The sequence below is a fragment of the Burkholderia semiarida genome (assembly GCF_029268935.1).
Taxonomy (GTDB): Bacteria; Pseudomonadota; Gammaproteobacteria; order Burkholderiales; family Burkholderiaceae; genus Burkholderia; species Burkholderia semiarida.
The window spans coordinates 468,832-491,885 of sequence record NZ_JAHLCL010000001.1 but is presented as its reverse complement, the minus strand read 5'-3'; the positions used below and the strand labels follow the sequence as shown (position 1 = coordinate 491,885).

Here is a 23,054-nt window from a genome sequence, read left to right as displayed (position 1 = left end):
GGCCGCGCGCCGCATTTCCCCGACGACGATGCAACCGAACTCCCCACCCGGCGCGATCCGCGCGATCGGCAACGACTGGTCCGTTTCCGCGATCACCGCGGGCTTTCTCGCGGTCCTGATTTCGTACGCGGGCCCGCTCGCGATCTTCTTCCAGGCGTCGCAGGCCGCGCATGCGTCCAACGACATGGTGTCGTCATGGGTCTGGGCGATCTCGATCGGCGCCGGTGCATCGGGCCTGTTCGCGAGCTGGAAGCTAAAGGTGCCGGTCGTCACCGCATGGTCGGCGCCCGGCACCGCGCTGCTCGTCGGCCTGTTTCCGCAACTGACGCTCAACCAGGCCGTCGGCGCGTACATCACGGCCGCGCTGATCATCCTCGTCATCGGCATCACCGGCTATTTCGACCGGCTCGTGCGCCACATCCCGCGCGGCATCGCCTGCGGCATGATGGCCGGCATCCTGCTGCCGTTCGGCATGCATGCGTTCTCCGCGGCGACCGCGCAGCCGCTGCTCGGTTTCGGGATGATCGCGGCCTACGTGATCTTCAGGCGCCTGCTGCCGCGCTACAGCATCGTGCTCGTGCTGCTCGCCGGCGCCGCACTCGCGACGCTGCTCGGGATGACGCATCTCGGCAACGTGTCGCCGAGCCTCGCGCGGCCGATCTTCATCGCCCCCGAATGGACGCTCGGCACGACGCTCAGCCTCGCGCTGCCGCTCGTCGTCGTCAGCCTCACGGGCCAGTTCCTGCCGGGAATGACGATCCTTCGTGTTTCGGGCTATCACACCAGCGCACGGCCGATCATCACGGCGACCAGCGTGATGTCGCTGGTCGTCGCATGCTTTGGCGGAATCACGATCGTGCTCGCGGCGATCACCGCGGCGCTGTGCACCGGCAAGGACGCGCACGAAGATCCGGACCGGCGCTATATCGCGGGCATCGCGAACGGCGTGATCTATCTGATCGGCGGACTCTTCGCGGGGACGATCGTCACGCTGTTCTTCGCGCTGCCGAAGGCGTTCGTCGCGATTCTGGCCGGGCTCGCGTTGATCGGCGCGATCAGCGCGAACGTGCACGGGATTTTCGAGGACGACGATCATCGCGAGGCGTCGGTGATCACCTTCCTCGCAACCGCGTCGGGGATGACGTGGCTCGGGCTCGGGTCCGCGTTCTGGGGGATCGTGATCGGGTCGGCGGCGTATGTGGTGTTGAACAGGGTGCGGCAGCCTGCATGATGCGCCCCCTGCGCGGCCACTTCCCTTACCGCGCCGGCTGGCGCACCAGTTGCGCGAACGCATCGGCCAGCGTCGTCGTACCGTAGGCCCGCTCGGACACATCGGCCTCGACATCGATCCGCCCCGCGTTATGCACGTCGTACAGATCGACGATCAGCTGTGCATGGCGTTCGCTGAGCCCGGCGCGCAGCAGCGTCGCGCTCCACGTGTCGCGCGGCAGTTCGTGCGCGACGATCGCGCGGCCCGCCGCCGCGCCCAACGTATCCGCGATCGCGGCCACGCTCACGCGCCGCGGCCCTTCGACGCTGACGATGCGCGGCCCGCGTCCGCCCTCCGGCGCATCGCGCAGCAGCCGCGCCGCAACGACGCCGACATCGGGCGCCCAGACCGTCGGAAACACCTTGCCGACCGGATGGTGGAAGCTCGGCAGCACGCCGGTGCCGAGCGCGACCGGCAGCGCGCGCGCCCAGTTCTGCAGATGCTCGGCCGAGCGCAGCAGCGTCAACTGCGTGGGGATCGTCTTCAACCGTTCCTCGAAGTCATGGAACAGGCGCGTGATACCCGTATTGCCTTCGAGCTCCGCGCCATAGTCCGACAACGCGAGCAGCGCGGGCGGCGGGTTCGCGGCGAGCGCGGCGGCCGCCACATCGATCGTCCGCGTCATCGTCGCGGCCGGATCGGCGTCGGCCGTCGGCACCGGGCACAGTATCTGCACGGCCCGCGCGCCGTCGATCGCCGCGGCGATCGCGTGCGCGTCGGTCAGGTCCGCGATCGCGACATCGCAGCCGAGCTGCGCGAAACGTTCACGATGACTTGCGTCGCGCAGCACCGCGCGCACGGAATGGCCTGCGTGGCGCAAGGTCGTCACGGTCGACAGGCCGACGTTGCCGGATGCGCCGAAGATCACGAACACGGTTCGCTCCTGGGGGGATGAAGGTGACGTGATTGTCGGGCCGCTCGGCGCGGACGGCGAGCAGGAAGAGATGAACAGCGCAGGAAACGATGATGGATCGGGTTGCGGCTGCAATGCGAGTCGTTCGCGGCTTCCCTTGTCGCTTCGAATCGTACGGTCTGCCCCCGGACGGGGGCGCACGCGGCAATCGTCCAACAGCCTGTTGGACGGTCACTCCGGGATCCGATGCGGCAACTCATACCCGGTGCGAAGTCATCGCTCCGTCATGCCGGGCGCCCCCTTCTCCCCGTCATAAGCCAGCCGCAACCCACCGCGCATACCCGACCGCGCAATCTCCGTCGGCGTCGCACCGAGCACGCGGTTCATCCAGTTCGCCATGTGGCTCTGATGCGCAAAGCCCGCCTCCAGCGCGATCTGACTGATGCTGAGCCGGCCTTCGAGCAGCAGCGCCTTCGCGCGCTCCACCCGGCGCCGCACGACGTACTGGTGCACGGGCATCCCCAGCGTTTCACGGAACAGCACCTTGAAATGCGGCACGCTGATCGACACCAGCGCCGCGAGCTCGGCCAGCGTCATGCGCCGGTCGAGATTCGCCTCGACATAGTCGATCACGCGCGCCGCCGCCTTCGGCGCCAGCGTGCGCCGACGTTCGCGAAACGCCGGCTGGCCGTCGACCAGCCGCGCGACGAGCGCTGTGCACAGGCTTTCCGCGTACAGCGGATCCGATGCGTCTTCCGCTTCGAGTTCGGCGGCCATCGCCCACGCGATGTGCTGCAGCCGAGGGTCGCGCACCTGCAGCCGCCGGCGAATCTGCGCGTGCGACGGCTTCAGTTCGAGCTGTTCGACCGTGCGCCGCACGAACGTATCGCCGAGCGCGATGTGCAGGATCCGGCAGTCGGCGCTGTCGGTCCACTGGCCGGGCAAGCCGGCCGGAATCACGTCGACGTCGCCGTGCGCCTGGATGCGCGACACGCGCTCGCCGTCGCACACGCAGTCGGCGCGCACCGGCGCGCCGATATGCACGCCGATCCGGTGATGCTCGGCCGCCGGAATCCGGTACGTGCCGGCACGGATTTGCAGCAGCGACGCGCCGAAGCCGCGCCAGCCCCGCCCGCGGCTGGAGCGCAGGCTGACCGGAACGCCGTTGTCCGCCGGCGCGGCAAGAATCGGATCGCTCATTGAGGGTCTCCACCAGATCGGGTGCCGAACGCACATTGTGACGCGTTTCGGGCCGGCGCGCCGGCCCTGCGTGGCCGCCGCCGAGTCGAGCAGAAAAAAGATCATCCGTTTCTGCTCGGGACGATCCTTGCGTGCGCGCCGGCTGGCGCCGCGAAGCCTACGATCGCCTCATCCGACACCTACGGAGCCCCGTCATGCCCCATGACTGCCCGCTACGCGCGGCGTTCATCGCGCCCTCGCCTTCCACCGCTCGCGCTTCATCCGCCTCCGGCTCCCGCCACCGCCGCACCGCCATCGCCGCGTGGTGCCTGCGCGTGGTCGGCTGGTACGGGCTCGAACGGCTGCTCGCGTCGATTCCCGACAGCAACGACGACTTCGCGCTCGTCTGACCGGCCGGTCGACACCCCGCCTACTTGCGCCGCCGCTCGTGCGGCGCGGCCGACGCCCCGTCGATCACCGGCGCGCCCTGCTTGATCAGGAAGTCGCGGAACAGCCCCGTCACCTGCGAGATCCGCCGGTCGGCGAGCGTCACCACATACCATTCGCGCTCGATCGGGTTGCCGGGAAACGGCAGTTGCCCGAGCAGCCCCGTGCGCAATTCGAGCGCGCACGCATGCAACGACAGGAACGCGACGCCGAGCCCCGCTTCGGCCATCTGCTTGATCGCCTCGTTGCTCGACAGTTCGGAGCCCACATGAAAGCGGTAGCCCGCGTTCTTGAACAGGCTCTCGACGGTCGAGCGCGTGCCCGCGCCGCGTTCGCGCACGAGCAGGTGCGCGGATTCGAGATCCTTCAGCGCGACGCGCTTGCGCTGCATCAGCGGATGGCCGGGCGCCGCGACGAACACCATCGGATGCTTCGCGAATTCGACCGCGTGCGTACGCAGCTCCTTCGGCGCGCTGCCCATCACCGCGAGATCGATTTCATGCGTCGCGAGCATGCGGATGATGTCGTCGCGGTTGCCGACCTTGAAATACGTCTTCACGTGCGGGCGCGTCGCGGTGAACTTGACGAGCAACGGCGGGATCAGGTATTCGGCCGTCGTGATCGCGCCGATCCGCAGCGTACCGCCGAGATCGCCCGTCAGCGCGGCCACTTCGTCGCCGGCCTCGCTCCACAGATGCAGGATCTCGCGCGCGTAGCGCGCCACGATCTCGCCCGCTGCGGTCAATTGCACGCCACGCCCGACCCGCTGCAGCAACGCGGCGCCCACGGCCTCCTCGAGCAGGCGAACCTGCAGCGACACGGCCGGCTGCGTCAGGTTCAGCTCCTCGGCCGCGCGCGACACGCTGCCGAGCCGCGCGATCATGTCCAGCGCCTTCAACTGCCGGAACGTCGCGGTCTTTCCTATAAGTGAATACATATGAGTCGCTTATAAACATTAAATTGTTCGACTGGGTACGAAACTATATCGTCGGTTCTTGAGCAATGTCATGCGAATCGCCATTCAGCGGGAGCCCACCATGGACAACACCACGCCCAACCTTGCAACGGACCGCGCACCGCGCCTGCCGCGCATCGTGATCGTCGGCGGCGGCGCCGGCGGCCTGCAGCTCGCCACGCGTCTCGGCGATACGGTCGGACGCCGCGGGCAAGCCGAAGTCGTGCTCGTCGACCGCTATCCGACGCACTTCTGGAAGCCGCTGTTGCATGAAGCCGCGTCGGGCCATCGCGATCCGGCTTCCCACACGATCGAATACGCGGCGCAGGCGAAGCGCCACGGCTTTCGCTTCGTGCAGGGCGCGCTGCAGCGGGTCGACCGCGCGGCACGCACGGCGACGATCGCAGCCGTGCAGGATGCGGACGGCACGGAGGTCCTGCCGCAGCGGACGCTCGACTATGACGATCTCGTGCTGGCGGTCGGCAGCGTGACGAACTTCTTCAACGTGCCGGGCGCCGAGCGTCATGCGCTGCCGCTCGAAAACCTCGACCAGGCCGAGGATTTCCGCCGCAAGTTCCTCGCTGCGTGCACGAAGGCGAACCATCTGGCCGAGCAGCAGCCCGCGCGGCGCGCGGCGCCGATCTCCATCAACGTGATCGGCGCGGGCGCGACCGGCGTCGAGCTGGCCGCCGCGCTGCGGCACGCGATCCAGCAACTGACGACGTACCGCTTCAAGGCGCTGGTGTCCGCGCGCGACGTGCACATCCGGCTGATCGAAGGCGGCCCGCGCATCCTGCCGGCGCTCGACGAACGGTTGTCCGGCAAGATGCACGCGCAGCTTCGCGCGCTGAACGTCGACGTGCTGACCGATACGCGCGTGGCGGAAGTCGGCGCGGATGCCGTGACGACCGCGACCGGCGAACGCCTCGCGAGCGACATCACGATCTGGGCGGCCGGGGTCGCCGGGCCCGCGATGCTGCGGGACATCGGCGACATCGCGCTCAACCGGTCGAACCAGGTGATCGTGACCGACACGCTGCAGACGCCCGACGATCCGCACGTGTACGCGTTCGGCGACTGCGCCGCGTGCCCGTCGACCGGTGCGGGCGGGTTCCTGCCGCCGCGCGCGCAGGTCGCGCACCAGCAGGCCGTGTATCTGGTCAATGCATTCGCGCGCCGCGTCGCCGGCAAGCCGGTAGCCGGCTTCACGTTCCGCGATGCGGGCACCGTCGTGTCGCTCGGGCACGCGGGCGCCGTGTACCAGGCGGGCATCGGCGTGCGCTCGCGCTCGCTGATCGTCGACGGGCTGGCGGCGATCGGGCTGTACAAGTTCCTGTATCGCAAGCACCTGTTCAACGTGGTGGGCATGAAGCGCGCGCTGTTCCAGTCGCTGAGCCACTGGCTGCAAAGCCGTCACCAGCCGTCGATCAAGTTGCACTGAGCAACGACTCACACACGGCATCGCAACACGGCATATCGCGTGGCCATCGCCCGATATGCCGTATTTCCCTATGCATATGCGTGATTCGTCCGCAATGCGCGCCACACTGGTGCATCACGTTGAAGGCCGCCGATACGACGCCATTCCGGCGGGACATGCCGCGCGACACGCATCCCGCGCCCGCTGTGGCTGGCCGCCCCATTCATTAGTCGGATCGTATGAGTCGGCTAAAAATATTAATTGGTCGCGTTTTCCGGATCGACGCTAAGGTGTGAGGCATTCCCGTCGGCGAACGGATCATCACGTTTCTGAAAAGGAATCACCGTGGTCATCGAAGCCATCGTCACCCGTCTCGACGCAGCATTCGCGCAGATCGAAGCAACACCGGATTCGCGCGAATCGCGCAACCAGCGCGACGCGATCATCCAGTGGCTCGACCGGGCATCGGAAGAAGGCTATCGACTCGGTCTCGTCACGACGCTGCCGGCCGCGCGGCTCAGCGACATGTTCGAAGGCCAGTTCGGCCGCGCGAACCTCGACCGCTTCTCGGTCGTCGTCACGGACGCCAATCGACAGGAGTCCGGATCGAATCAGCATCCGTTCGATGTCGCGCTGCAAGCGCTCGGCGTGCCGCCGGAGCGCGCGGTCGGGATCGCGAGCAGCGAGCGGGAACGCCGCGAGGCCGAGCATTTCGGGCTGTCGCGCTGCGTGAGCATCACCGATACGGTGCGCTCGATCGCATCGGCCGAGCTGCACTGAACGCCGGCACACGAGCCGGCCGCGGCCGGCCGTCATCGTCGCTCCGGCGGCAATCGGGCGCGTGCCCACCCGCATCCTGACATTCTGCTGTCAAAGTCGCTTGCGACACTTCGGGGTTCGATCACATCCCCGGAAACGGACGACGCGCATGCGCATCGTCCGATCCGTTGCCCGCCACGATGACACGCCCGACCCGCACCGCCGCCGCCCTCACGATTGCCTGCCTGTTGCTCGCCGCTTGCGGCGGGAATGACTCGACAGCGCCTGCCACGTCGGCCGACAACAACGGCACGGCGCCGGCCCCGCAGCCGCAGCCGCAGCCCACGCCGGCCCCGGCACCCGCGACCTACTACCAGACGAAGACGCCGTACCGTCCGCAACAGGACGCCGCGACGTACGAAGCGCCGCCGGCCGGCTACGCGCCCGTCTATACCGAACTCGTCGCCCGTCACGGCTCGCGCGGGCTGTCGGGCTTCAAGTACGACGGCGCGATCTACGCGATGCTGCTCAAGGCCGAGGCCGACGGCGCGCTGACCGCGCTCGGCGCGCAGCTCAAGGCCGACACATACGCGATGATGAAGGCCAATGCGCTGCTCGGCTACGGCGTGCAGGGCATCTCGACACCCGGGTACGGCAACCTCACGCAAGCCGGCATCCGCGAACATCAGCAACTCGCCGCGCGTCTCGCGCAGCGGCTGCCCGCGCTGTTCGCCGCCGGCAACCGGCAGGTGGTGGTGGTCAACTCGGGCCAGGATCGCGCGGTCGACAGTTCGACGTATTTCTCGGCGGCGCTCGTTGCCGCGCAGCCGGCACTGGCGTCGGCCATCACGCTGCCGGCCGCGCCGTCCGGCTATCCGGCGAGCGCGCCGGTCGCGCAGCCGGCCGGCACCAATCGTTTCCTGCTGTATTTCCACGCGTTGAAACCGGCCACCGATCTCGTGACCGACGCGAGCGATCCGTACTACGCGACCTATCAGGCGAGCCAAGCGTACCAGGCCTATGCAAACGACGCGACGGTGGCCGCGAAGCTGAAGGCGATCAAGGCCGCGCCGCAAGCGGCCGACGTCGCGCAAACGGTGCTGTCCGCGCTCGTGTCGCCCGCCTTCATCGCGAAGCTCGGCGCCGACGGCTACACGTTCGCGAATACCGGCACCTATGCGTTCACGTCGACCGACGGCAAGTTCACCAACACGCTGAAGGGCGACGGCAAGACGAAGATCGCGACGGCCGTCGACGCAGTGAACGTGCTGTACAACCTGCTGCAGGTTGCGCCTGCGATGACCGCTGAAACCGGCGGCGTCACGATGGAGAAGTACATCGGTGCCGAGCAGGCGCAGTATCTCGCGTACCTGCAGGATGCCGAGGACTACTACCAGAAGGGCCCCGGCATCCAGGAAGCAAACCCCGTAACGTACCGGATGGCGAAGGGGCTGCAGGACGATTTCTTCGCCGAGGTCGACGCGATCGCGCGCGGCGACCTGACGCACGCCGCGAAGCTGCGCTTCACGCATGCGGAGGTCGTGATTCCGTTCGCGTCGATCATGAACCTGAAGAACGTGTTCGTGCCGACGCCTCAGTCGCAGACGTACACGTATGCGAACAACCCGTGGCGCGGCGATCAGGTATCGCCGATGGCCGCGAACATGCAGTGGGACGTCTATCGCAACGGGTCGCGGCTCATCGTGAAGATGCTGTACAACGAGCGCGAGACGGATTTCCAGGCCGCGTGCGACGGCGCGAAGATCGCGCCGGGCAGCCACTTCTACGACTACGCGGCGCTGAAGCAGTGTTACGGCTATCAGTGACGTGATGCGCGGGGCCTTCTGGCCGGAACCGCACGTTGAAACCCGGACGGCGCGGACCGTCCGGACTTCGCTACACACGCCGCGTCCCGCTAGACCTTGCGCACGCCGTTCTGAAGCAGCGCCTGGCGCAGGAATGCCAGTTGTCCATCGTCCAGCACGCGCTTCGGTACCACGCGGAACATCACCGATGACTGATAAAGCAGGATCATCTGACGATCCTCGCTCCAGTGAATGAGATCCGCATAGCGAATTTCGTCGCGCGAAGTCGGCGTTTCGACAACGAAGCGGTCGCCTTCGAAAATGACCGTGTAACGCTGATGAAGCGCCCTTTGCTGGTCGTAAATCTTGCGGCCTGCGCGCGGCATGATCAGGTGATTCAGAACGGGCACGCCGATCGCCACGACAGCCGCGATTCCCGCGGCCATCCAGACATGGCGCCATTCCGGAAAATGTCCGCTTGCTACCCGGACACCGCCGACCAGCAGCACGACGTACACGATCGCAAGAGTCGCAAACGACTTGAGCAGGGCTTTCCCGTTGTACCTGCGCCAAAGATTCAGGCGGTATGCGTGGACGAGATCATCCGGGGTTATTTGAAAAACGACTTCGGTATCGCTCGTGGGCATGGGCGGGCTCGGAATGTTGTCTGGTTCCTGGATTTGCTGTGGATGCGTCACCGCGGGCTGCGCGATCCAGACGGCCGGCAGTGCACGCGCACGATGACGTGCAAACGAAGCCGCGCGATATCGCCTGCCGGTCGATGCACGGCGACAATATACCTGCGTGAATGACGTCCACGCGGGGCGCAGCCGGCGGCCGGCGCGGGCGGCTGAGCGATCCTGTCGGGGCGAACTCGCATCGGCTCGCACGGTCGAACGAGCATCGTCGGAGAATCCCCATGAAACGCGTCGCCCTCGCCGCTGCCCTGACCCTGTTTGCCGCCATCAGCCTGTCGGCCATCGCCGGTACGCCCTCCGGAGCCGTCGCGCCGGCTTCGGCTCACGCATACGCGAAGAATTGCGTACCGTCGCGGGATGCCGCACAAGGCGCCCGTTCTCTCTCCAGCGCGCCGCCGATCCGCGTCTGCGTCGGCGATTCCGACACGCAGCTGAACCTGCCGTGGTTCCTGACCGACGTTCTCACCGCCGTGGACACGCATCAGTCACCGAGCGGCCTGCTCCACAAGATGCGCGACGATTTCTGAATCCCGGCCGGCCCCGCCTCGTTCATGGCTCGTCGGGCCGCTCCAGCACCTCGATGAACGTGCCGACGATGCCGCGCCACATCGCTGGGTCGGCGATGCGCGCCAGCAACCGCCGCAATTCGCGTCGTTCGTCGTTCGACAGCACGCCGTGCGCGCCGCGGATGCTGTCGTAGCTCGGCGTACCGCGCGACGCGAGTGCGCGATCGAGCGAATAGTCGCGGGTCTCTCCGTCCACAGAAATCCGGATCCACAGCGAACCGCCGTCCGCCACGGCGGCGCCATCGGTCACGACGACCGTGGGTGCGGCATTTTCTTCCATCACAACGCTCCGGTTTGACGCGCTGGCGGCAGACTGCCGGCCACGGCGTCACATTGAAATGTTTCTTTTTGAGACACAATCACAAAACCGCGCCAATTTTTAGACAATAATATTTCGTAATGGCGCGCCGCATCTTATACTGGCCGCGCACCATCCTCGTGCCAAGAGACGGTGTCTTTTGTCCCGGCCGCACACACTGTGCGGCCGGGGCTTTTTTCGGTACGCTGCGTCGATATACATGCTTGATGCGCGCATGTTATTGAGCAATGCTGCCAGATGAATGGCCGATCGCGACAGGCTCACCCGATGCCGTCGCGACGGCCAAATCGATCGGCGTCCCGAAACCGGCGCGCGAAGCCGCATGGCCGGCATCAGGCATGCGGCATGCGCGCCGTTCGCGCATCGACCAGTTCGACTTGCCACGCCATGCGTACAACATCAAAGGCAATCGCACGACTGTGGGCGCTCACGCCCGGCTCGAAGCCCCTTTTCCAGCGCAGCGGCGCGTGGCCGCGCGGCGTCTTTTTCGCCGCCGTGATCATCTGCGTGCTCGTGCCCGTGCTTGCGATCATGCTGGCCGACCGCTATGCGCGCGATGCCGTCACCGCGCACGAGCGTGTCGTGGCAAACGACATCGTGGCCTCCGTGGATCGCATTCTGGACGGCGTGCGCCTCCGACACGCGGACGAGTTGACCGCGCTCGTCGGACGGCCGTGCGCGACGGTGTTCCGGTCACTTGCCGAAGTGAGCACTCGCCTGCGCTATCTGCGTGCCGTCGCACTGGTGAGCGACGGTCGCGTCACATGCTCGTCGGCGCTCGGCTCGATCGACCTGCCGCTCGCCGCGTACGCGCGCGAACCCGAACCGGGATCGACGATCGTCACGCTGCTGCGTCAGACGCCGTTCCAGCATGGCGTTCCGGTGCTGTCCGCGTTCCGCGCCACCGCGCGCGGCGCGGGCGTCCTGTACCTGATCGAAGGCGACTACGTGGCCGACGCGCTCGCGCGCGGCGCCGGCAACGAAGCGGAAACGGCCACGCTGTCGATCGCGGGCTCGGGGCGTCTCGATCAGCACGGTGCGTTCGCGCCGGAAACGGATGCAGGCCCCGCGGGCGGCAGCACGATGGCCTCGCGGCGCTGGCCGTTCACGGTGTCGGTCGTCGCATCGGCGCGCTACGCGTCACAGGTCCAGCGCCACTACCGGCTGATCTGCGCGACGATCGTGCTGCTGGCCGACAGCCTCGTGATGGCCGCCTACCTGCTCGCGATGGCGCCGCGGCGGCTGCTGCTGAAAGCCGTGCGCCACGCACTCAGGCGCAACGAGTTCCATGTGGTGTACCAGCCGATCGTCGACGTGCAGACGCGCAGGACGGTCGGCGTCGAGGCGCTGTTGCGCTGGCAGCATCCGAAGTGGGGGGCCATCAGCCCGGCCGCGTTCATCCCGCAGGTGGAATCGAGCCCCATGTTGCCGAAGATCACCGAATTCGTGCTGCGCACGGCCGTATCCGAACTGACCGCGCTGACGCCGTCCGCGCCGGTGCGCATCGCGGTAAACGTCGCGCCGCAGGATCTCGAGCGCGCGCGGTTCGTGGCCGTCGTCGAGGACGCGATTCGCGCGCTGCCGCCCGGCTTCACGCTGGTGCTCGAAGTCACCGAGCGCATCCTGCTCGAGAAGAACGCGCGCACCACCGAGATCTTCCATGCGCTGCGGTCGAAAGGCGCGAAGTTCGCGATCGACGATTTCGGCACGCATCACAGCAATCTCGACATGCTGTCGCGCTTTCCGTTCGACTACGTGAAGATCGATCGACAGTTCGTGTCGCAACTGGACGGCGGCAGCGCGAGGCTGATCGAGGGAATCGCGGCCGTCGCGCATCACTACGGCCTGAAGATCATCGCGGAAGGCGTGGAGACCGAGGCGCAGCATCGCGCGCTGCATGCGGTCGGGATCCAGTACGCGCAGGGGTACCTGTATCAGCGGCCGCAGCGCGCGGAAAACCTCGAGCGCGATTTCGCATGGGCGACCGCGTAGCGCCGCCGCGGCCGGCGGCTACTGCGCGCCGTACTGACCGCCGAGGCGCACACGGTCCTGCTCGACCCATCCTTCGAAGTCGTCGCCGGTCTTGCCGTTCACGTACATGATGTCGTACCAGCGCCCGTGCGACTTGTAGACCGTCACCGAATCGCCGGGGACGATGAAAGTCCGCTTCGTGACGCACCGCGCGTCGGGCGCCGAATGGAAATACGCGCGCCCCGTACCGACGACCGTGCCGGACGCCGGTGGCCGGAAGTTGTCGTCCGGGCCGCTCGTGGCCGCATCGAGCTTCCCGCAGTCCACCGTGCTCGTTGCGTGCGCGCCGTTCGCGCCCAGGCCCGCGCCGAGCACCAGCATCGCGATGCCCATGCGCATCGTCATTTTCATCTGTTTCATTCGTTCTTTGCGCCGTCTCGTTTTTTCGTTTTGCCGGTTCGCGGCCGGCACACGCTCGATCCCGCGCGACCGTCGTCGCTTCCGGATGATACGACCGCCGTCGACATTCACAAAAACGGACCACCATGCCGAAACATGTCCTATAGTCAGTCAACAGACATCATTCGACAACGGGACGCATCGACGTCCACGGAGGAGACGTGAAGCTGAAACAGGCCATCGACCGCATTCCGGGCGGGCTCATGCTGGTCCCGATGCTGCTCGGCGCGTGCGTGCATACATTCGCGCCGAACGCCGGCAAGTACTTCGGCTCGTTCACCAACGGCCTGATCGCCGGCACGGTGCCGATCCTCGCCGTGTGGTTCTTCTGCATGGGCGCGACGATCAACCTGCGCGCAGCGGGCGTCGTGCTGCGCAAATCGGGCACGCTGCTCGCGACGAAGATCGTGGTCGCGTGGCTCGCGACGGTGATCGCCGCGCGGTTCATCCCCGACGACGGCATCCGCACCGGCCTGTTCGCGGGCCTGTCGCTGCTCGCGATCACGACCTCGATGGACATGACCAACGGCGGCCTCTACGCGGCCGTGATGCAGCAGTACGGCAGCAAGGAAGAGGCTGGCGCGTTCGTGCTGATGTCGATCGAATCGGGGCCACTCGTCAGCATGCTGATTCTCGGCGCGGCGGGGGTCGCGGTGTTCGAGACGCGGCTCTTCGTCGGCGCGGTGCTGCCGTTCCTGATCGGCTTCACGCTCGGCAACCTCGATGTGGCGTTGCGCGAATTGTTCGGGCGCTGCGTGCATCCGCTGATCCCGTTTTTCGGTTTCGCGCTCGGCAACGGCATCGACTTGAACGTGATCGCGAAGAGCGGGCTGCCGGGCATCGCGCTCGGGCTCGCGGTGATCGTCGTGACGGGCGTGCCGCTGATGCTGGCGGACAAGGTGATCGGCGGCGGTAACGGGACGGCCGGGCTGGCCGCGTCGTCGACGGCCGGCGCCGCGGTCGCGAACCCGGCGATCATCGGCGAGATGATTCCGAAGTTCAAGCCGATGGTGCCGGCGGCGACGGCGATCGTCGCGACCGCGTGCCTCGTGACGGCGATTCTCGTGCCGATTCTGACGGCGATGTGGGCGAAGCGGGCAGCGCGGGCGGCAGGCGTGCCGGTGAGGGTCGCGGCGCCAGTCGGGAATGGTGGGGCGATCGAGCATGAGGGGCATGTTTGAGCGGGGCCGGTTCGCGCTCGAACCGGCCAATTCAATGCGCACCCAACGGCGCGTCGCGCAACGGTTTCGCGTGCTTCTTCGAGCTACAGCGCCATCCCGCCGTCGATCGTCAGGCTCGAACCCGTCATGTAGCCCGATTCCGAACCGGCGAGCCACGCCACCAGCGATGCGATCTCGTCCCCACTGCCGGCGCGCTGCAGCGGAATCAACGGACGGATCTGGTCGAGATGATCGGCCGTCATGTCGGTCTCGACAGGCCCCGGCTGCACGTTGTTGACCGTAATGCCGCGCGGTGCGAGATCGACGGCGATGCCCTTGACCATCACGGCCACCGCGGCCTTCGTCATCGAATAGACGCTCGAACCCGGATGTCCGCTGCGCACGGCCGTATTGCTGCCGATCGTGACGATGCGGCCGCCGCGCGCGAGATGCGCAGCGCCGGCCTGGATGGCCAGGAATACGCCTCTCACGTTGACCGCGAGCATCCGGTCGAGATCGTCGACGCTCACGTCGGCCACGTCTCCCAGCTTCAGGATGCCCGCGTTGACCACGACGACGTCGAGCCGCCCGAAACGTTCGACTGCTTGTGCGACGGCCTGCCGGATTGCGTCCGCATCCGCGCTGTCGGCACGGATCGCCAGCGCGGCTCGCCCGCGCGCCTCGATCGCGGCCGCGGTCTCGTGCGCGCGCTCCGGCGCCGAGACATAGGTGAACGCGACATTCGCGCCGTCGGCCGCAAGCCGCCGCGCGATGGCCGCGCCGATCCCACGCGAGCCGCCAAACACGATCGCCGCCTTGTGCATACCCTCGGAATTGCCTGTCATGCTTCGCTCCTTAATGGACTGATCAGTCAATAACTTCCCACAAAAAAGCGCCGGCTCTCATGCCGGCGCGTTGCCCTGCCTGCATCGATATCAGTGCGCCCTGAGCCGGTCGGCCGCAAAGCCGGCGGTGGCGCGCAACGCCTGCGGCTTCGCGCCGGCGCGCGCACCGAGCTGGATCCCGTACATCGTCGTCAGGACGAAGTTCGCGGCCTCGCGCGCATCGAGCGCAGGGGCGATCTCGCCCACATCCTGCCCTTCACGAATGCGGGCGACGACCTGCCGATGTAGCATCGCACCGGCCTTCTCACGCAAGCCGACCAGTTCGGGATCGGCCGCGCCGAATTCGCAGATCGCATTGACCCCCATGCAACCGAGCACACGTTCGGCCGCGTTGACGGCGATCACGCCGAGCAGCAACGCCTCGATGCCCGCGAGCGCGGACGCCGGCGCCGTCAGGCGCGCGATGTGGCCCGACACGCTCTCCGACTGATAACGTTCAAGCGCTTCGACGTACAGCTTGCGCTTGTCACCGAACGCGTTATAGAGGCTCTGCCTGCCGATCTGCATTGCGCTCAGCAGGTCGTCAGTGGACGTCGCGGCGTAGCCCTTTTCCCAGAACACGCGCAGCGCGCGCTCCAGCACCTCGTCCCGATCGAATTCACGTGGTCTCACCATGGCGGCAGAATAGGCGTTATGGACACATCAGTCAATAATTCGACGTCGCTCCGCCCCTTTTTTTGTCCGCGGTGACGTCGGCATATCCGCCGCCCAAGCGCTAAAATCCGCCGCCTGGGCATCCACGACGAGCAAGCGTTTTGACGGCGTTCGAGCAGGGCTTCATCCTTACCCGCCATTGGCGGGACACCGCATCCGGCATCGAGATCGAGTTCTGGCTGGCAACCGGACACGGCCCGCGCCGCGTGCGGTTGCGCCCGCAGGAAGCCGTCGCGTTCATCCCGGCCGAGCAGCAGGCGCTCGCGGAACGCACGCTGGCCGGCGAGCGCGACGCCGAGCTGCGTCCGCTCGCGCTGCGCGATTTCCGGCAGCGCCCGGTCGTCGGCCTCTATTGCAAGCGCTACCGTCATCTGTCGGGACTCCAGAAGCGTCTGGCCGCCGCCGGCGTCGATGTGTACGAAGCCGACGTGCAGCCGCCCGACCGCTATGCGATGGAGCGCTTCATCACCGCGTGCGTGGCGTTTCGCGGCCAGCCCGGCCGCGACGGCACGCTGACCGGCGGCGAGCTGAAGCCCGCCACCGGTTACCGCCCCACGCTGCGCTGCGTGTCGCTCGACATCGAAACCAGCATCCACGGCGAGTTGTACTCGATCGCGCTCGAAGGCTGCGGGCAGCGCCAGGTCTACATGCTCGGCCCGCCGAACGGCGATGCAAGCAGCGACGCAGGCCCCCTCGACTTCGACCTCGACTACTGCGACAGCCGGCCCGCGATGCTTGCGCGGCTGAACGACTGGTTCGACGAGCACGATCCCGATGCGGTGATCGGCTGGAACCTCGTGCAGTTCGACCTGCGCATCCTGCATGCCCATTCCGAGCAGTACGGCATCCCGCTGAAGCTCGGGCGCGGCGGCAGCGTGCTCGACTGGCGCGCGCACGGCCAGCAGCCCGACCACTTCTTCGCGGGCGCGGCCGGCCGGCTGATCCTCGACGGCATCGACATGCTGAAATCCGCGACGTGGACCTTCCCGTCGTTCAGCCTCGAATACGTGTCGCAAGCGCTGCTCGGCGAAGGCAAGTCGATCGACAACCCGTACCAGCGGATGGACGAGATCCAGCGCCGCTTCGATCACGACAAGCCCGCGCTCGCGCGCTACAACCTGAAGGATTGCGAGCTCGTCACGCGCATCTTCGACAAGGCCGACCTGCTGTCCTTCGCGCTGGAACGCGCGAGCGTCACGGGGCTGGCTGCCGATCGCACCGGCGGCTCGGTCGCGGCGTTCACGCACCTGTACCTGCCGCGCATGCACCGGCTCGGCTATGTCGCGCCGAACCTCGGCGACGTGACGGGGCAGAACAGCCCCGGCGGCTTCGTGATGGATTCGCGGCCCGGGCTGTACGACTCGGTGCTCGTGTTCGACTACAAGAGCCTCTATCCGTCGATCATCCGCACGTTCCTGATCGATCCCGTCGGCCTGATCGAAGGGCTCGCGCATCCCGGCGACGACGCATCGGTGCCCGGTTTTCTCGGGGCGCGTTTCTCGCGCACCGCGCACTGCCTGCCCGACATCGTGCGCCGCGTGTGGGAAGGCCGCGACGACGCGAAGCGGCAGCGCAACGCGCCGCTGTCGCAGGCACTGAAGATCATCATGAATTCGTTTTACGGCGTGCTCGGCTCGACGGGTTGCCGCTTCTTCGACCCGCGCCTCGCGTCGTCGATCACGATGCGCGGCCACGAGATCATGCATCGCACGCGCAAACTGATCGAAGGTCAGGGATACGAAGTGATTTACGGCGATACCGATTCGACGTTCGTATGGCTCGGCCGCGCGCACGACGACGACGAAGCCGGCGCCAAGGGCCGCGCGCTGGTCGAACACGTGAATCGCTGGTGGCATACCCACCTGCGCGAGCAGTTCGGGCTCGACAGCGCGCTGGAACTGCAATACGAACGGCATTACCGCCGCTTCCTGATGCCGACCGTGCGCGGCGCGGAAGAAGGCAGCAAGAAGCGCTATGCGGGGCTCGCGGCGACCGCCGACGGCGGCGAGGACCTCGTGTTCAAGGGGCTCGAAACGGTGCGCACCGACTGGACGCCGCTCGCGCAGCAATTCCAGCGCGAGCTGTACCGGCGCGTGTTCAGGCGCGAGCCGTATCAGGATTTCATTCGCGACTACGTGCGGCGCACGCTGGCCGGCGAATTCGACGATCAGCTCGTCTACCGCAAGCGCGTGCGCCGGCCGCTGCGCGAATACGAGCGCAACGTGCCGCCGCACGTGCGCGCGGCGCGCATCGCCGACGAGTTCAATCATGCGCGGGGCCGGCCGCTGCAGTATCAGCGCGGCGGGTGGATCAGCTACGTGATGACGACGGCCGGCCCCGAGCCGCTCGAGACGATGCGCTCGCCGATCGACTACGCGTTCTACCTGAGCCGCCAGCTTCAGCCCGTCGCCGATGCGATCCTGCCGTTCCTGCGCGACGATTTCGAACGCGTGATCTCGGGGCAGGGGCAGTTGTTCGGCGATTGACGGCCCACGATCCGGCGCGAACACGAGAACGCCGCGGCGGCCCGCCGGGAAGCGCCCATTGCGCGCCGCCCCGCAGGCATCCGGCTAAAATACCGGCCTGCCGCGCGTCCCGCCGCGGCCGGAGGACACTCATCATGACCGCACGTCGCGGTGCCGCGGTCGCCATCGCGCCCGGCCACGAGACAGCCAGCCTGTCGAAAGCCCAGCAAACGTTCAATACGCTCGTCAAGCAGATCGAAAAGCGGCGCGAGCGGCTCGGCGCGTGGGAAGCCGTGATGCCGGCATTCCAGAAGAAGTTCGTGGACGGGCTGTTGCCGCTCGAACAGGAAGCGACGGCGCTGCGCATCCGGCTGATTCATCTGCTCGACGACGCGTTTCTGCAGAAGGGCCTGAGCAAGGCCGAGCAGCGCATGCTGTCCGAGTTGATCGCCGACATGGCGAATGATTTGCTGAACGTGAGTGACGACCCGGCGCTGAAGATCATCTATAACCGGCATGCCGCGTCCGGAAACGTCGGCGCCGCCGCGGCCGATCCCGAGCCGGCGAAACCGGCACGGGAAGCCGAACCGCAATCGCAACCGCTGGACGATCTCGACGCGCTGTCACCCGACGAACTCGCGGAACGCATGCAGGCCGAACTAGACGCGCAGTTCGAGCGCGACATGGCCGCTCACGCGGCCCGCGAGGCCCAGCGCGCGAAGCGCAAGAAAGCACCGAAGCAATCGGCCGCGAAGGCCCGGATCGAAGCCGAGCGGGCCGAGTCGAGCAAGTCGATCCGCGAGATCTATCGCAAGCTCGCGAGCGCGCTGCATCCCGATCGCGAAACCGATCCGCAGGAGCAGCAACGCAAGACCGTGCTGATGCAGCGGGTCAACCGCGCGTACGAGAAGGGCAACCTGCTGCAACTGCTCGAGTTGCAGCTGGAGATCGAACAGATCGACCGGCGCGCGATCGACGGCCTCGGCGAAGCGCGACTCACGCGCTACAACGGTATCCTCGAGGAACAACTGCGCGAGCTCGACCAGGAGATCGTGCACGTCGAGAACGACTTCCGGCGGACCTACGGCATCGCGTCGTCCACCAAGGTCGCGCCCGATACCGTGCTGCGCATGCTCGCGCGCGACATTGCCGGCATGCAGCGCAGCAACCAGGATCTGAGCGTCGCGCTGCGCGAGTTCGAGGATCCGGAACAGGTCCGGGGCTGGTTGAAGGACATGAAGCGTCGGCCGGCATCGTCGCGCTTCGACGACGATTCGTATTGAGCGGCACTGAGGTATCGGCGAACGCACGCCACGCGTCACCGCCCGTCGCCGATCCCGCCCATCAGCGTCATCAACTGCTCGCGCAGCCACCGGCTCCCCTGATCCTGGTCGGCGCTGCGATGCCAGTAGCAGAAGTAGTCGAGCCCCGGCATCTCGAACGGCAGTTCGAGAATCCGCGCCGGATAGCGTTGCAAGAGCCGCAACGGCGCGGTCAACGCGAGATCGCCGCGCATCGCGATCAGCGGCGCGACCATGTAGTGCTGCACGCGCATCTGGATGTTGCGGCGCAGCCCGAGCCGCGTCAGTTCCGCGTCGACGTGCCCGCTACCCTTGCGGCGGCTCGACACGTGGATGTGCCCCATCGACAGGTAGTCGTCCATGGTCAGCGTGTCGCCCTTGAACGGATGATCGTCGCGGATCATGCACGCGTAGCGGTCCTGCACGAGCAGCGCCTGGTGCAGATGCGGATCGCCGATCAGCGGCGCGTCGATCGCGATGTCGACCGAGCCGTTCGCGAGCGCGGTCGCGACTTCGCGGCGGTCCATCGTATAGCTGCGCACGTGCATGCCGGGCGCATGCGCCTGCAGCAGCTCGCCGAGCGCCGGCAGCAGCAGCGCTTCGGTCAGGTCGCTCATGCTGAGCCGGAACACGCGCTCCGAAGTAGCCGGATCGAACACGTCGCCTTCGTGCGCGCTCGAATCGAGCAGTTGCAGCGCCTCGCGTACGCGGCCGACGATGTTCTCGGCCATCGGCGTCGGCATCATCCCGGCCGGCGTGCTGACGAACAGCGGATCGTTCAGCGTCTTGCGCAGTCGCGCCAGCGCGTTGCTGACGGCCGGCTGCGTGAGGTTCAGCACCTCGGCCGCGCGCGTCAGGTTGCGCTTGTTGTAGATCGCCTCGAATACGACGAACAGGTTCAGATCAATCTTCGAAAGACGCATCGCCGAATCTCCTTGCCGAGATCTTACGGCGGGCGCCATTCGTTCGTCCACGTCGCGCCGCTCACCCGCGCGGCGGCGGCGTCAGGTACGGCGCGGTCGCACCGGGTTCGCCGTCCTTGATCTCCATCCGCGCGATCGCCTGCAGGTGCACCTCGTCCGGGCCGTCGGCGAAGCGCAGCGCGCGGCCCCAGGTCCACAGGTCGGCCAGCGGCGTATCGGGGCTCAGGCCCGCCGCGCCGAATACCTGCATCGCGCGGTCGCACACGTCCGTGTAGACGGTCGGCACGAGCGCCTTGATCATCGAGATTTCCTTGCGCGCCGCCTTCGCGCCGACCTTGTCGATCATCCACGCGGCCTTCAGCACCAGCAGGCGCGCCTGGTCGATCTCGATGCGCGAACGCGCGATCCATTCGCCGACGGTGCCGTGCCGGTTCAGCGGCTTGCCGAACGCGACGCGCGACTGCGCGCGGTCGACCATCAGCTCCAGCGCCAGCTCGGCCGCGCCGATCGAACGCATGCAGTGGTGGATACGACCCGGCCCGAGGCGCGCCTGCGCGAGCGCGAAGCCGCTGCCTTCCTCGCCGAGCAAGTTGCGCGCCGGCACGCGGACGTTGTCGAACGTGATCTCGCAGTGCCCCTCGGGCGCGTAGTGATTGACCACCGTGATGTTGCGCACGACCGTCACGCCCGGCGTGTCGCGCGGCACGAGGATCATGCTCTGCTGCTGGTGCGATTCCGCATCGGGATCGGTCTTGCCCATCACGATGAAGATCTTGCAGTTCGGATGCGCGGCGTTCGTGATGAACCACTTGCGGCCGTTGATCACGTACTCGTCGCCCACGCGCTCGATGCGGGTCGTGATGTTGGTCGCATCCGACGACGCGACGTCGGGCTCCGTCATCGCGAACGCCGAACGGATTTCCCCGCGCAGCAGCGGCAGCAGCCACTGTTCGCGTTGCTCGGGCGTCGCGAACATGTGCAGCAGCTCCATGTTGCCGGTATCCGGCGCGTTGCAGTTGAACACTTCCGACGCCCAGCTCACGCGCCCCATGACCTCGGCGAGCGGCGCGTATTCGAGGTTCGTCAGGCCCGTGCCGGGCTCGTCGTCCTTCAAATGCGGCAGGAAGAGGTTCCACAGCCCTTCCGCTTTCGCGCGTTCCTTCAGCTCCTCCATGAACGACACGGGATACTGGCCCGCATGCACTTCGTCGTTCCACTGACGGATGCGCGGCACGATGTGCGCGTCCATGAATGCCCGCACGCGTTCGCGCAGCGCTTCCACTTTCGGGGTGTAGCCAAAGTCCATGATCGACTCCTCGAGATTGCGTGTTTCCGTTCGTCCGGTTCAGACGGCCGAGACGCCGCCGTCGACGGCGACGGCCTGCCCGGTCAGATAAGTGTTTTCCTTCGCGCACAGCGTCAGCATCGTCGCGACGATTTCGTCGGGCCGGCCGAGCCGCTTCATCGGCGAGCCCTGCGCGAGGAAATCCTGGCGCTCGCCGATGTCGCTGTCCGTGACCATCGGCGTCGTGCTGTAGAACGGACACACCGCGTTCACGCGGATGCCGTGGCGCGCGTATTCGAGCGCGGCCGTCTTCGTGAGCCCGACCACCGCATGTTTCGACGCCGCGTACGCGGCCAGCTTCGGCGCGCCACCGAGGCCGGCCATCGACGCGACGTTCAGGATCACGCCTTCGCGCTGCGCGAGCATCTGGCGGATCTGGTGCTTCATCCCGAAGAACACGCCCTTCGCGTTCACCGCGAAGCTCTGGTCGAGGTCGGCTTCGTCGGTGTCGATCAGCGCCTTCATCGGCGGTGCGATACCCGCGTTGTTGATGCCGACGTCGAGCCGCCCGAAGCGCGCGACGGCTTCATGCACCAGCGACGCGACGTCCGTTTCGATGCGCACGTCGCAGCGCTGCGCGATCACGTCGGCGCCGCCCGCGCGCAGCGGCGCGGCCACGCGTTCGAGCGCTTCGCCGTTCAGGTCGCCGAGCGCGAGCCGCGCGCCCATCGCGGCGAGTTCGCTCGCGAGCAGCGCGCCGAAGCCGCTCGCGGCGCCGGTGATCATCACAGCCTGGCCCGCGTAGCTGTCGAGTCTCATCGCGCGCTCAGATCGTCAGGCCGCCGTCGACGACGATGCATTCGCCGTTCGTATAGCTCGCCGCGTCCGACACGAGATACAGCACGGTGCCGGCCATTTCGCGCGGCTCCGCGTGGCGGCGCAGCGGAATCTTCGCCTTCCAGGTCTCGTAGATGTCCTTGTCGGCGAACAGCGCGCCCGCGAACTTCGTCTTCGTGAGGCCCGGCAGCAGCGCATTCACGCGGATGCCGAGCGGCCCGCATTCCTTCGCGAACGCCTTCGTCATGTTGACGACGGCCGCCTTCGTGATCGAGTAGATGCCTTGCCGGTCGCCCGGCTGCAACGCATTCACCGACGCGGTGTTGACGATCGCGCCGCCGCCGTGCGTCTTCATCAGCTTGCCGGCTTCGACCGACATGAAGAAGTAGCCGCGGATGTTCACGTCGACGGTCTTCTCGTACGCGGCGAGATCGGTATCGAGGATGTGCCCGAAATACGGGTTCGCTGCCGCGTTGTTCACGAGGATGTCGAGACGGCCGTGCTTGCCGCGGATGTGCTCGAACGTCGCGGCGATGTCCTCCAGCCGCCCGACGTGGCACGGCAGCGCTTCGGCGCGACCGCCCGCCGCGATGATTGCGTCCGCAACCGCCTGGCAGTCGTCGAGCTTGCGGCTCGACACGATCACGTGCGCGCCCTGCTCCGCGAGCAGCTTCGCGATTTCCTCGCCGATGCCGCGGCTCGCGCCCGTCACCAGTGCGATCTTGCCCGTCAGGTCGAACAGGTTCGTTGCCATGTTGCTGTGCTCCTCCATTGATTGTGTTGTCGTGTCGCCGCTCGACGAGCGTCGCAATCGCGACGCTTC

Annotated in this window: 22 protein-coding genes; 10 read left to right on the top strand and 12 right to left on the bottom strand. The window is 67.1% G+C overall.

All coding sequences use genetic code 11. The features are described from left to right. Positions 1-28: 28 nt before the first annotated feature. On the top strand, positions 29-1,231 hold the full coding sequence (locus tag KPB06_RS02245; RefSeq protein WP_275905304.1) for a benzoate/H(+) symporter BenE family transporter: 1,203 nt from the start codon (positions 29-31) through the stop codon (positions 1,229-1,231). Between the two features lie 25 nt (positions 1,232-1,256). On the opposite strand, the gene KPB06_RS02240 is transcribed toward KPB06_RS02245, so the two are convergent. After that, a complete protein-coding gene (locus tag KPB06_RS02240; protein ID WP_275905303.1) occupies positions 1,257-2,144 on the bottom strand; it encodes an NAD(P)H-binding protein in 888 nt (295 codons plus the stop codon). A gap of 252 nt (positions 2,145-2,396) precedes the next feature. Continuing rightward, on the bottom strand, positions 2,397-3,323 hold the full coding sequence (locus tag KPB06_RS02235; protein WP_275905524.1) for an AraC family transcriptional regulator: 927 nt from the start codon (positions 3,321-3,323) through the stop codon (positions 2,397-2,399). Between the two features lie 194 nt (positions 3,324-3,517). Here KPB06_RS02235 and KPB06_RS02230 point away from each other — a divergent pair, with 194 nt between their 5' ends. Further along, positions 3,518-3,712, top strand: a complete 195-nt coding sequence (locus KPB06_RS02230; protein WP_275905302.1) for a hypothetical protein — start codon at positions 3,518-3,520, stop codon at positions 3,710-3,712. A gap of 20 nt (positions 3,713-3,732) precedes the next feature. On the opposite strand, the gene KPB06_RS02225 is transcribed toward KPB06_RS02230, so the two are convergent. Further along, on the bottom strand, positions 3,733-4,686 hold the full coding sequence (locus KPB06_RS02225; protein ID WP_059574736.1) for a LysR family transcriptional regulator: 954 nt from the start codon (positions 4,684-4,686) through the stop codon (positions 3,733-3,735). A gap of 100 nt (positions 4,687-4,786) precedes the next feature. Between KPB06_RS02225 and KPB06_RS02220 the strand changes: the two genes are divergently transcribed. The 3 genes from KPB06_RS02220 to KPB06_RS02210 all read left to right on the top strand — a co-directional run bounded on the left by KPB06_RS02220 (position 4,787) and on the right by KPB06_RS02210 (position 8,709). Continuing rightward, positions 4,787-6,145: an NAD(P)/FAD-dependent oxidoreductase gene (locus KPB06_RS02220; protein WP_275905301.1), complete on the top strand. Its 1,359-nt coding sequence runs from the start codon at positions 4,787-4,789 to the stop codon at positions 6,143-6,145. A gap of 324 nt (positions 6,146-6,469) precedes the next feature. Further along, the gene (locus KPB06_RS02215) at positions 6,470-6,904 is read left to right on the top strand and encodes an HAD family hydrolase (protein WP_275905300.1); all 435 of its coding nucleotides are present in this window, start codon (positions 6,470-6,472) and stop codon (positions 6,902-6,904) included. Positions 6,905-7,083: 179 nt separating this feature from the next. Then, positions 7,084-8,709, top strand: coding sequence for a histidine-type phosphatase (locus KPB06_RS02210; protein WP_275905299.1), 1,626 nt, complete (start codon positions 7,084-7,086; stop codon positions 8,707-8,709). Between the two features lie 89 nt (positions 8,710-8,798). Here the strand turns inward: KPB06_RS02210 and KPB06_RS02205 are convergent, their stop codons facing one another. Further along, positions 8,799-9,335 carry a YcxB family protein gene (locus KPB06_RS02205; RefSeq protein ID WP_275905298.1) on the bottom strand — a complete coding sequence of 179 codons (537 nt, stop codon included), beginning with the start codon at positions 9,333-9,335 and terminating at the stop codon, positions 8,799-8,801. Positions 9,336-9,607: 272 nt separating this feature from the next. Here KPB06_RS02205 and KPB06_RS02200 point away from each other — a divergent pair, with 272 nt between their 5' ends. Further along, entirely contained in the window at positions 9,608-9,913 is a 306-nt protein-coding gene (locus tag KPB06_RS02200) for a hypothetical protein (RefSeq protein ID WP_124862280.1), read from the top strand. Between the two features lie 22 nt (positions 9,914-9,935). Here KPB06_RS02200 and KPB06_RS02195 read toward each other — a convergent pair whose 3' ends face one another. Continuing rightward, positions 9,936-10,232 carry a hypothetical protein gene (locus KPB06_RS02195; RefSeq protein ID WP_059574748.1) on the bottom strand — a complete coding sequence of 99 codons (297 nt, stop codon included), beginning with the start codon at positions 10,230-10,232 and terminating at the stop codon, positions 9,936-9,938. Between the two features lie 426 nt (positions 10,233-10,658). On the opposite strand from KPB06_RS02195, the gene KPB06_RS02190 reads away from it, so the two are divergent. Next, positions 10,659-12,263, top strand: a complete 1,605-nt coding sequence (locus KPB06_RS02190; protein ID WP_275905297.1) for an EAL domain-containing protein — start codon at positions 10,659-10,661, stop codon at positions 12,261-12,263. 18 nt (positions 12,264-12,281) lie between these two features. Here KPB06_RS02190 and KPB06_RS02185 read toward each other — a convergent pair whose 3' ends face one another. Then, positions 12,282-12,653, bottom strand: coding sequence for an SH3 domain-containing protein (locus KPB06_RS02185; RefSeq protein ID WP_060968589.1), 372 nt, complete (start codon positions 12,651-12,653; stop codon positions 12,282-12,284). Positions 12,654-12,862: 209 nt separating this feature from the next. Here KPB06_RS02185 and kdgT point away from each other — a divergent pair, with 209 nt between their 5' ends. After that, positions 12,863-13,882 (top strand): 2-keto-3-deoxygluconate transporter, encoded by a 1,020-nt coding sequence (gene kdgT / locus KPB06_RS02180; protein WP_059574750.1) that lies wholly within the window; start codon positions 12,863-12,865, stop codon positions 13,880-13,882. Between the two features lie 83 nt (positions 13,883-13,965). Here the strand turns inward: kdgT and KPB06_RS02175 are convergent, their stop codons facing one another. Then, positions 13,966-14,706 carry a 3-oxoacyl-ACP reductase family protein gene (locus KPB06_RS02175; protein WP_180278277.1) on the bottom strand — a complete coding sequence of 247 codons (741 nt, stop codon included), beginning with the start codon at positions 14,704-14,706 and terminating at the stop codon, positions 13,966-13,968. Positions 14,707-14,796: 90 nt separating this feature from the next. Then, the gene (locus tag KPB06_RS02170) at positions 14,797-15,381 is read right to left on the bottom strand and encodes a TetR/AcrR family transcriptional regulator (protein ID WP_104013206.1); all 585 of its coding nucleotides are present in this window, start codon (positions 15,379-15,381) and stop codon (positions 14,797-14,799) included. 140 nt (positions 15,382-15,521) lie between these two features. Here KPB06_RS02170 and KPB06_RS02165 point away from each other — a divergent pair, with 140 nt between their 5' ends. Both KPB06_RS02165 and KPB06_RS02160 read left to right on the top strand, forming a co-directional pair. Beyond that, the gene (locus KPB06_RS02165; RefSeq protein WP_104013207.1) at positions 15,522-17,906 is read left to right on the top strand and encodes a DNA polymerase II; all 2,385 of its coding nucleotides are present in this window, start codon (positions 15,522-15,524) and stop codon (positions 17,904-17,906) included. 134 nt (positions 17,907-18,040) lie between these two features. Further along, positions 18,041-19,168 (top strand): J domain-containing protein, encoded by a 1,128-nt coding sequence (locus tag KPB06_RS02160; protein WP_275905296.1) that lies wholly within the window; start codon positions 18,041-18,043, stop codon positions 19,166-19,168. A 35-nt stretch (positions 19,169-19,203) separates the two neighbouring features. Here KPB06_RS02160 and KPB06_RS02155 read toward each other — a convergent pair whose 3' ends face one another. The 4 genes from KPB06_RS02155 to KPB06_RS02140 all read right to left on the bottom strand — a co-directional run bounded on the left by KPB06_RS02155 (position 19,204) and on the right by KPB06_RS02140 (position 22,985). Next, a complete protein-coding gene (locus tag KPB06_RS02155) occupies positions 19,204-20,109 on the bottom strand; it encodes a LysR family transcriptional regulator (RefSeq protein WP_275905295.1) in 906 nt (301 codons plus the stop codon). A gap of 61 nt (positions 20,110-20,170) precedes the next feature. After that, positions 20,171-21,415: an acyl-CoA dehydrogenase family protein gene (locus tag KPB06_RS02150; protein ID WP_275905294.1), complete on the bottom strand. Its 1,245-nt coding sequence runs from the start codon at positions 21,413-21,415 to the stop codon at positions 20,171-20,173. 39 nt (positions 21,416-21,454) lie between these two features. Beyond that, positions 21,455-22,213 carry an SDR family NAD(P)-dependent oxidoreductase gene (locus KPB06_RS02145; RefSeq protein WP_275905293.1) on the bottom strand — a complete coding sequence of 253 codons (759 nt, stop codon included), beginning with the start codon at positions 22,211-22,213 and terminating at the stop codon, positions 21,455-21,457. 7 nt (positions 22,214-22,220) lie between these two features. After that, positions 22,221-22,985 (bottom strand): SDR family oxidoreductase, encoded by a 765-nt coding sequence (locus KPB06_RS02140; RefSeq protein WP_275905292.1) that lies wholly within the window; start codon positions 22,983-22,985, stop codon positions 22,221-22,223. Positions 22,986-23,054 lie beyond the last annotated feature (69 nt).

What these genes read in the sequence shown, in the direction of transcription:
- KPB06_RS02245 (WP_275905304.1), top strand. Translation starts at nt 29, where the DNA reads ATGCAACCGAACTCCCCACCCGGCGCGATCCGCGCGATCGGCAACGAC.
- KPB06_RS02170 (WP_104013206.1), bottom strand. Translation starts at nt 15,381, where the DNA reads ATGGTGAGACCACGTGAATTCGATCGGGACGAGGTGCTGGAGCGCGCG.
- KPB06_RS02235 (WP_275905524.1), bottom strand. Translation starts at nt 3,323, where the DNA reads ATGAGCGATCCGATTCTTGCCGCGCCGGCGGACAACGGCGTTCCGGTC.
- KPB06_RS02220 (WP_275905301.1), top strand. Translation starts at nt 4,787, where the DNA reads ATGGACAACACCACGCCCAACCTTGCAACGGACCGCGCACCGCGCCTG.
- KPB06_RS02155 (WP_275905295.1), bottom strand. Translation starts at nt 20,109, where the DNA reads ATGCGTCTTTCGAAGATTGATCTGAACCTGTTCGTCGTATTCGAGGCG.
- KPB06_RS02175 (WP_180278277.1), bottom strand. Translation starts at nt 14,706, where the DNA reads ATGACAGGCAATTCCGAGGGTATGCACAAGGCGGCGATCGTGTTTGGC.
- KPB06_RS02230 (WP_275905302.1), top strand. Translation starts at nt 3,518, where the DNA reads ATGCCCCATGACTGCCCGCTACGCGCGGCGTTCATCGCGCCCTCGCCT.
- KPB06_RS02150 (WP_275905294.1), bottom strand. Translation starts at nt 21,415, where the DNA reads ATGGACTTTGGCTACACCCCGAAAGTGGAAGCGCTGCGCGAACGCGTG.
- KPB06_RS02225 (WP_059574736.1), bottom strand. Translation starts at nt 4,686, where the DNA reads ATGTATTCACTTATAGGAAAGACCGCGACGTTCCGGCAGTTGAAGGCG.
- KPB06_RS02205 (WP_275905298.1), bottom strand. Translation starts at nt 9,335, where the DNA reads ATGCCCACGAGCGATACCGAAGTCGTTTTTCAAATAACCCCGGATGAT.
- KPB06_RS02200 (WP_124862280.1), top strand. Translation starts at nt 9,608, where the DNA reads ATGAAACGCGTCGCCCTCGCCGCTGCCCTGACCCTGTTTGCCGCCATC.
- KPB06_RS02140 (WP_275905292.1), bottom strand. Translation starts at nt 22,985, where the DNA reads ATGGCAACGAACCTGTTCGACCTGACGGGCAAGATCGCACTGGTGACG.
- KPB06_RS02190 (WP_275905297.1), top strand. Translation starts at nt 10,659, where the DNA reads ATGCGTACAACATCAAAGGCAATCGCACGACTGTGGGCGCTCACGCCC.
- KPB06_RS02210 (WP_275905299.1), top strand. Translation starts at nt 7,084, where the DNA reads ATGACACGCCCGACCCGCACCGCCGCCGCCCTCACGATTGCCTGCCTG.
- KPB06_RS02145 (WP_275905293.1), bottom strand. Translation starts at nt 22,213, where the DNA reads ATGAGACTCGACAGCTACGCGGGCCAGGCTGTGATGATCACCGGCGCC.
- KPB06_RS02195 (WP_059574748.1), bottom strand. Translation starts at nt 10,232, where the DNA reads ATGGAAGAAAATGCCGCACCCACGGTCGTCGTGACCGATGGCGCCGCC.
- KPB06_RS02160 (WP_275905296.1), top strand. Translation starts at nt 18,041, where the DNA reads ATGACCGCACGTCGCGGTGCCGCGGTCGCCATCGCGCCCGGCCACGAG.
- KPB06_RS02185 (WP_060968589.1), bottom strand. Translation starts at nt 12,653, where the DNA reads ATGAAAATGACGATGCGCATGGGCATCGCGATGCTGGTGCTCGGCGCG.